Source organism: Methanomicrobiales archaeon (assembly GCA_030019205.1).
GTDB lineage: Archaea > Halobacteriota > Methanomicrobia > Methanomicrobiales > JACTUA01 > JASEFH01.
Genome location: JASEFH010000039.1, coordinates 1 through 8,675, shown reverse-complemented (window position 1 = coordinate 8,675; position 8,675 = coordinate 1). Strand labels below are relative to the sequence as shown.

Below are 8,675 nucleotides of genomic sequence, written 5' to 3'. Positions count from 1 at the left end.
ATGCGAGCGTGATGAGGCTCTGCCGCTGGACCGCACCGAGGCCCATGACGCGCGAAGTGTACCGGGAGGGGATCACATTGTAGTCATCGACGTAAGAATCATTAATTGCTTCGGCTTTGTAGAAAATCTCTAAATCCTCATTTTCCTTAGATTTAACCGAAAATGCTAAGCTACACTGGCCCCTTGATAGTTCTAGGGGGATAGAAAACAACAAGTAGCCACGTCTAAGATCATCGAACACGTATATCAGACTACTGAATACCCTTCTGTCGGTGGTCCGGAGCTTCCGGATCCCTCTCTATTCCTGGAAATACTCCCGAAGAGCCTACACGCAGCACCATCATCCGGCCCTGATCCTGGTGAAGGAGGTAATGAGATGGATTACTGGAGTATCATCGATCTCCTGGAGATGATAACAAGAATCAGGGATCTTCTAAAGCGGGAGCAGATTCCTCATTTTACGACTCTTCTAAAGTTTCTCCAGCGGATTCGTGCTGTCCATCTAAACATTCTCCTGAAGAAGGTGATTCACCTCTTCTACGAGAGAGGTGAGGAGATTCCGGTCACCGCGATCGATTCCTCCGGCATCACGAGCTCCTATGCGAGTTCCTACTACACCGGGAGGACGGAGCCACCCGAAGGAGCTATCTGAACACCTCTGTTGCAGTGGATACAGGAAACAGGGGGTCATCTGTATCCGGATCTCCCGGAACTTCACCCACGATATCGTGCATGCTTGAGTTCTCCTCCGGGGGTGTCACTGCATCTGGAAGTCGGAGACCTATGTCCTGGACAAGGGGGGATGACGATGAGAGCCTCCATCGCCAGATCCTCCCGGATCTGAGAGCTCATTCTGTCAAACCGATCCGGAACAGGAAGAGGAAAAGGATCTGAGGGAGGTACCGGCGTGAACTTGTCCGATCCTTCGATGAGCACTTCTACCACCGGCGGAATCTGGTGGAGACCACCTTCTCTGTCCTGAAATGCGTGTGTGGAGAGAACGCCCGGGCGAGTAAATACAGGAACCAGGTGAAGGTGATCAAGATCCGAGTGGTCGTGTATAACCTGGTACGATTCATAAACATGGAAATGTGTTTTATCCTCATCGAGGAATTCTACAGAGTAAATAGGTTCTTCATGGTGAATTTTTAAGATTTCTCGTGAACCTTTTTATTCCAGAGGACATCCCAAAACTATAAGACCCCTGAACAACCTGAGGCGGAGGCATGGCATTTCGTGAAATCGACGATGACCTTTGGAATATTCTGCGGAAGCATCTGCCTCCCCAGAAACCACACATCGGCCGGCCCCGACGGAATCCCGGCAGCTCCTTAACGGCATCTTCTCCGTTCTGACCCTCGGGTGCGCCGGGAACGATGTCCCCGAGAAATATGGCACCAAATCGACCTTCCACCGCTCCCCCCCGAACTCTGCGAACGGGGAGCGTATCAGGCGATCTTCCTGGACCTGTTGCAGGCCGGCTACAATCTGTAGAAGCTCGACCTCGTTCACGGTATCACCGATACAAAGGCGATTCCTACGAATAAGGGGGAAATATCGGCTTCGACGGCTAAAAGAAGGTAAAAGGCACTAAACTCAGCGCTCTGGTCGATAAGAACGGTCTCCCGGTAGCCTGCGGGGTTGCCCCGGCGAATATCCATGATTCACGTCTCTTTGCCCCAACGGTTGCAGCATTCGAGATTTCTGGCACGGCCGAGAAGCCAACAGTGATTTCGGCCGATGCAGCCTACGATTCCCGGGAGATCCGGCAGTACACGAGAAAACGAGGGATCACGGGCTATATTTCGGTGAATCCTCAACGCCAGAATCATCCGAAGCACGGGCGACCGCTCTGGTTTGATCGAGACCTCTACCAAAAAACGGGGGCGATAGAGCGATTCTTCAGTTGGATCGAGGCCTTCAAGAAGCTCGTTCCCCGATAAGAACGCTATAAGCATTCATTCCTGGGACTCATACACCTGGCCTGTGCTCGCATGATCGGGAGAATTTTGGGACGACCTCCCTGTAAGTATTCACGAAGAGTCTACACCCACCGCCAGCTCCTCGTCCTTCTCCTGTATCACCGGAGAAATCTCGTAGAATCCGCCTTCTCGGTCCTGAAGAGACGGGTCGGTGAGAGTCTGAAGGCGCGGAAATTCGGGGTACATGGTCCAGAAGATCAATGTCAAGATATTCGTCTACAACCTGGACAGATGGATCAAGAGAATGCTAATTTTTGTCATCACTGAGAATTTCTTCAAAGCCAATTTCATTAAACATTGGTATTTATCGAATTTCAACTTTCGCGAGAAAATTTAAAAATTTTAACGCAACTTCAACTTTCTTTCGACATTTATTATCTTTGACAAATACTTTTCTATAACCCTTATTAGCTTCATTAATTAAAAACTGATGAAGTTCAGGAATACATTCAGTTTGAATGTCTTTATAAAAGATTCTTGCATCTTTGCCAAAGTAATCATCAGACTGACAAATTTCCCTTTCAATTTCTACATCGCGACTGGAAGGATAATTATCATAGAAACTTATTAAGGAATCTATGTAGTGATTGTTACTCATTTCATTGTAATAGTCAAATATAGTAGATTTTATTGCTGATTTATCGATAGTATTTGTCATATTTATCTTTGAATAAATTAAATTTAAATTTAGAAAACGATATAAAACTATGTCAATATTTCTGGTGAGTTTATGCATAGGCATATAGAAGCGTTTTGAATACTCAATACATGTTCTCAAGCACCCATTGAGGACCTCAAATTTTCCGACCTCCGAATGAATGTAATTCTCCTGGTTAATGCTATATAAATACCAAGGTGGGACTTTGAGCAATTTTAATACCTTAATAGAACTCCCTTCATATGAGAACCAGTAAGGCATATTCCAAATGATGTAGCGTTCAATAACATATTTTTTAAATATATCCGATCTAACAAAAAAAACATCATTAATGATATTTGATCCCTTTAAGTTAAATATTGTATTTACAATGCGCGGATTAACATATTTTGGAGTTTTTATTGTTCCTATTTTTCTATCGGATCTCAAGGTACACAGATCACCGTAAACTCCATCATAACAGTTTGTGATTAATGCTGAAATTGTATTCTTTAATGAATTCTGATCTATGTACTTATCATCTGAATGTAACATAGTTACAAAGTTGCCACAAACCAAATCACATGCTGAATAAAGAGCGTTTAGTTGACCGGTGCACTCCTGCCTTGGAATTAATTTTATACGTGAATCCTCTAAATATTCTGAGACAATAAATTCAGTTTTATCGTTAGAAAGTTGATGAGATATTATGAGTTCCCAATTTTCATAAGTTTGACTTAGGACAGATTCGATGGATTCACGAATATGTTTTTCATCATTATAAGTAGGCATTAAAATTGATATTTTCGGCGAATTCATGAGGCGTCTTCCTGTTCATCCTTTGAGAGTAATTTCAGGTAAATATCTTTTATCCTCCTTGCATGGCTTATATATGAATGATAATTTGAAACATAACTGCTCGCTTCTAAAGAAATCCTTTCGCCGTCTATACATCCATTCAAGATATCAAATATTAAATTGGCGATTTTTTCAGGCGATTTTTCGGGTAATAAAAAGCCTGTTTTACCATTCTGAATTACATCTTTCATGCCACCGATATCAGAACACGCAACAATCTTACCACAAGCCATCCCCTCTAACATGGATAGTGACGTTGCTTCTTGAATGTCATTTGAAGTTATTGACGGTATCAATATAACGTCAGACATTTTGTAGTATTCATGAATTTGATTGTATGGAATACCGCCTAAAAATTTAATTCGTGTATCTTTCCCAGCAATATCTTTTAATTTGGATAAGAGAGGACCATCCCCAGCAACAAGTAGACTTACATTTTGAGAGTTTATACTTTGCATTGCCTTTATTGCGTATTCCACTCCATTTTTGGGAACTAGCCGCCTAGGTACAAGAATGATAAACTGATCTTCATTAAATCCGAAATTCTTCTTTAATCTATTTTTTCCCTCTTTATCGATAGGATAAAACGTGGTTGTATCTGTTGCATTCGGCATTATTGCTATCTTTTCAGGGGGGTACATAAATTTATTAATCACATAGTCTTTTATCCTTTTATCCACAGCAATAATAAAATTCGCGAAATTTATTCCTTCTTTCTCGATATCATAAGAGAATTGATAAAGACTTGAGTTCTTCAATTCGGATGCTGAATCGGCAGAATCAATTACTTCATTGGGGAAGTATCCGTGTAAAGTCAATACTTTTACAACACTGTTAATTGGATGAAGCATTTTAAATGAATGGAGTGTTAGCGAATCATGCGCATGAATAATATTGAACTTTGATAAATCGCGGCTTGCCAGTTCATTTTTAATCTTTTCTGAAAGAAATTGAATTTTTAATTTTTGAATGGAGAAATAATCTCGATAATTCTTTTGAAGCCTCTTATATGAAAAAAAATTTAAATATTCATTAATGGGGTAAGTTCTATTAAAATCAGGGTATGCTGTTTGTACATCTACACCGTTTAATGTTAAACCCTTCTCCAGTAGCAATAAATGTGTTTCTTTACCCCCTGCGCCTATCTGGTTCGGATTACACATTGCTGTGAGTAAAGTACTGACCATTTTATCGCCTTAGTGAGGTCATATCTCATCATTAATTAAGATTAAAGATTATTCTTCATTAATCCTTCTATTGAGGATTGCGATTATCCCCCTACCGTTCTTCCTCGATCCCCCATTTCCGGTCTGATTCCCCCGGTTTAGCCCCTTTCCTCTCCCAAATCCCCTGAATTTTCTATCCTTTTCCCTTTCTCCTCGATAGCTACCGCTAGGCAGGCAGACTTTTGATAATCCGGAGCTGTTGCAGGTTGAAGGCAAACCCGGAGAAGAGATACTTTACGTGAATCCGGGCAGAGGTGGTGACCAACATATGACCGGCACGATACGCTCGCTCGATCCCCGCGAAGGGTCGTTCCACCAGGGATCGAATTCGCATGATCGCCCGGTTTCATCTCCTCTCCTCTTTGATCGATAACGGGTGTCCCCGGATCCCGCGGTGCAGGGTTTCGTCTATGGAGGCCCGGGGTCTCACTCCGAAGTACCCCTTGTCCCGGTAGACCGTCTCACCCTTCCGGGAAATATCCACCTGGCTGTCATGGAGCAAGGCGGTGGTCGTCTCCATCCTCCGGATCAACTGGTGCTCCGTATTGATGGGGATATGGAGCTTGTACCCGAAGTGGGACTTCTTCCCTTTCTTCGTCTAGGTGTCGTCCCGGCTCCTGCGGGTCTTCGCCTCCTCTCCCCGGGGCGTGTCCGCCGGTGCATGGCCCGGATCGGCGGTGATGAAGGTCGCATCCTGGTCACCCCCTTCCGGATCTTCAGATCTTTCGCATCAAGCTGCGCCTGCAGCTGGTCCCAGACCGCCTTCCCTGCTTTGATCAGTCTCTCCCGGAAGTACCAGAGCGTGGTGGGATCCGAGATCTTCGCCGGGAATCCTAGGAACTTCCGGAAGGAGATGCGGTCGTTTGCCTGCCGCTCCCTTCTCCGGATCCGATAAACCGTAGAACGACGGGAGCGCGAGCATCTTCAATAGGTGGATTTCATCGGTACTCGATCTCCCCCTGTTAGGTTTTGTTGTTACCGAGCTCACCGATGATGGGACGGAAGACCTCTCATTCGATCAGGGACTCCAGCTCTGCAAAATGGTCTCCGAGTCTCTGGATCCGTTTGTACTCCTCGTGCAGGGCAAAATCAGTCATGGAATTCATTGTTCAGAGATCGACGAGCTAAGATAAAGCTTTTACGATTTGTGATGGGGTTTTATCGGAATTCTCTGAAGCCATAATTATTGACAATTCGGTAATATATATCCTCTAATTCATTTATTATAATATCGATATTATATAATTTCGATTTTTCTAGAGCCGTAACAGTAAGTTTTTCTCTTAATTTATCGTCCGTTAATGCTCTAATTATACTCTTTGCTAATAATTTAGGATCTGCTGGAGGTACCAGCAATCCAGTTTTTTCATGATCTATTAATTCAGGTATACCCCCAATAGCGCTTGCTACAATAACCTTTCCTAATGCCATATTTTCTAGTATTACCAAACCGAAACTCTCTGAAGTAGATGGAACAACGATAACATCAGCTCCTTTGTAGAAGCTTGGAATTTCAGAATAAGGTCTTGGGGATAAAAAGTGAACATAATCTTGTAAACCCAGATACTTAACTTCCGCCATGAGCTTTTTTATTTCATTTCCGTTTTCCGAACCAATTAATATTAAATGTGCGTTGATCGATTCTCTGATAATTTTCAAGGCTCTTATAAGATAAATTTGCCCCTTTTCAGGAGAGAGTCTTCCAGAACATAGAATTTTATACCCATTATATTGATACTCGAAAGGAATGACAGAGTCGTGAAATTGCGACAAGTCAATAGAATTAAACACTGTCTTGACGTTATTGTCATTTCTTAGCTTTTTACATAAATTTTCTAACTGCTTAGATACTGTTGTGATGAAGTCTGCAGATATTATTGATTTTTTATCAAACCACAAACCAGGCCAAAGTCTAAAAACCCTTCTGAAGGGCTCTTTAATATTTAGTCTCCATTGCTGATATCGCTCGTCTGCTAGCCAAGAAACATGTATTGTAGAAATAATCGGTATAGATAGCTGTTTTTTAATTATATATACAAAAGGAAATGATGAATCAAAATGATGAACATGAATAACGTCAATCTTTTCATTATCCACAATCTCCTTAATTTGGTAAATATTTTTTTTGATGAAAAAATATCCTTTCCATGGATTAAGTCTAATTAAAGAGGCTGGTAGTCGGAATATCTTCACATTATCTTTTTGTTCAAACTGATTGTGAGCAGGTATCATTTCAGTGATGATTGATACATGGTGACCCCGACTTGCCAATGTATCTACTATTAACTTTACCTGCGTTTCTACTCCGCCCTGTGTTGGATAGTAAGCTGGCGTTAACATCAAAATATTCATAAATCACCCTGCATATCCTTGTCAATCTATGGGCCAAATTATTTAATCAAATATACAGATTCGTACTTTAATAATGAACGTCACTCATGCCCTCCCTCTCCTCGTGGAGGACAGATTACTAGAGAAGTAATTGGATTAGTTATATCATTGATAACTTTAACCCAATTTTTACTAAAATTATCAATAGAATAGGTTTTGGCAGAAGCAGGTTTAAACCCTACTTCTCCAAGATAATGATTCTCCATGATATATTCAACAGCATTCAACAATTCCTTAAAACTTGGACAAATGATCTGGTGGCATTCCTCTAACAACTCCCCCATACCACCTAAGCCTGATCCCACCACCGGAGTCTTGCAGAGCAGAGCTTCATGCGCTGTACGGCACCAGCCTTCCTTGAACTTGGACATGGCGACCACAACAGAGGATGCCTTTAGGAGACGCAGATAATCCCGATAGCTGAGGTCGAGATTTATTGCAGGAATATCGACATCGCGCTTACCGCTTGTGACCAGGAAGGCATCCAAATCCTTGAGTTGCTGATAGGCTTCGACAACCCCTTTGGCTCTCTGGCAGTTGCCAAGGTAAATAATTGGCTTGCCTTCCAGTCGGTACTGCATCCTGAATCTCGCGATCTCCTCTTCCGTGAACTCGAACTGGGAGAAGTCGAATGCATTGTAGATGAGATGAACGTTCTCATAACCCAACTTTTTAAAGTGGTTATACCAGTACTTCGAGACAGTACATATCGCATCTGCCTGAAACAGGTTCCTGTAAAAGATCTTTTCCAGTAAATAGCCTGGAATTCTGAAGTGGAAAGGTCGGACGGACATATCGATGTGGTGGACAAGGGCAAGATTCTTTCCAACGGTTTTATCATGGTGCATCATGATTACCGAGTCCATCAGGGGCCGTATCCAGAGATCTTTGACACCTTGCAGATTCGCGAGATTCAGCAATAGGAGAGGATACCGTGCCGTTGTATAATGATCAAGGCTCCCATCAACAACCTCGAGATCGAAATGCTGCGACAATGCGCGCTGGGCCATGGAATCATAAGTAAGCCCCCCAAATCCTCCCCGCAATGATTGTATCCATCCGATCTTCATATCCGACCTTTGTGAAAAATTCAACTTCAACCAAAATATACTAAATGTATTTGCCTTGTCTGGCTTTATTCGTCCTCATCGTATCAAAATGAAATTTGATAGTAACAGGGGATACGAACAGGAGGATTTTCCGTGGGTTAAGCATCAATTATTATATGCCTTCCAGCATCTATCCTGCGTCAATACTTTTATACTCCGGCACCCGCATGACAAGCCATACACAGTGCAGCTTTATGCGAAGAGTGCTCATCGTCACGTTCTACTTCGACGGAAAACAGGAGTTCGCAGCCTCGCAGCCCTGGAGACCTACCCGGATGCAGGGCCTGTTCAGATACCTCCCCGCTACTGGCTGGCAGCCCACCGTCCTGACGGCGGCGAACCCGGAGATATCGTATCACGACGAGAACGTGAGGCGGAGCGAATACATCCGTCCCCGGGGCGTCGCGGTCCAGCCGCTGCGGAACCGGATCGAGAAGAACCGGCACCTCATGCGGCTGGTCCGTCTGGGGAC

The 8,675-nt window shown here is 43.3% G+C and carries 8 protein-coding genes and 1 pseudogene; 2 read left to right on the top strand and 7 right to left on the bottom strand.

The annotated features are described in order from the left end of the window. The coding region (locus tag QMC96_12810; GenBank protein MDI6877636.1) for a hypothetical protein at window positions 1–241 on the bottom strand (241 nt) is incomplete at its 3' end. Between the two features lie 135 nt (window positions 242–376). Between QMC96_12810 and QMC96_12805 the strand changes: the two genes are divergently transcribed. Next, entirely contained in the window at window positions 377–652 is a 276-nt protein-coding gene (locus QMC96_12805; protein MDI6877635.1) for a hypothetical protein, read from the top strand. 1,381 nt (window positions 653–2,033) lie between these two features. On the opposite strand, the gene QMC96_12800 is transcribed toward QMC96_12805, so the two are convergent. The 6 genes and pseudogenes from QMC96_12800 to QMC96_12775 all read right to left on the bottom strand — a co-directional run bounded on the left by QMC96_12800 (window position 2,034) and on the right by QMC96_12775 (window position 8,164). Next, a complete protein-coding gene (locus tag QMC96_12800; GenBank protein ID MDI6877634.1) occupies window positions 2,034–2,189 on the bottom strand; it encodes a hypothetical protein in 156 nt (51 codons plus the stop codon). 97 nt (window positions 2,190–2,286) lie between these two features. Next, the gene (locus QMC96_12795) at window positions 2,287–3,438 is read right to left on the bottom strand and encodes a glycosyltransferase family 2 protein (GenBank protein ID MDI6877633.1); all 1,152 of its coding nucleotides are present in this window, start codon (window positions 3,436–3,438) and stop codon (window positions 2,287–2,289) included. Further along, complete coding sequence (locus tag QMC96_12790; GenBank protein ID MDI6877632.1) at window positions 3,435–4,664, bottom strand: glycosyltransferase family 4 protein; 1,230 nt, start codon at window positions 4,662–4,664, stop codon at window positions 3,435–3,437. The genes QMC96_12795 and QMC96_12790 overlap by 4 nt, the downstream gene beginning before the upstream one ends. A gap of 205 nt (window positions 4,665–4,869) precedes the next feature. Further along, a pseudogene (locus QMC96_12785) lies at window positions 4,870–5,809 on the bottom strand (IS5 family transposase). A 52-nt stretch (window positions 5,810–5,861) separates the two neighbouring features. Further along, complete coding sequence (locus QMC96_12780) at window positions 5,862–7,055, bottom strand: glycosyltransferase family 4 protein (protein MDI6877631.1); 1,194 nt, start codon at window positions 7,053–7,055, stop codon at window positions 5,862–5,864. Window positions 7,056–7,135: 80 nt separating this feature from the next. After that, window positions 7,136–8,164: a glycosyltransferase gene (locus QMC96_12775; GenBank protein ID MDI6877630.1), complete on the bottom strand. Its 1,029-nt coding sequence runs from the start codon at window positions 8,162–8,164 to the stop codon at window positions 7,136–7,138. Window positions 8,165–8,370: 206 nt separating this feature from the next. Here QMC96_12775 and QMC96_12770 point away from each other — a divergent pair. Continuing rightward, window positions 8,371–8,675: hypothetical protein (locus QMC96_12770; protein MDI6877629.1), on the top strand; the 305-nt coding region annotated here is incomplete at its 3' end.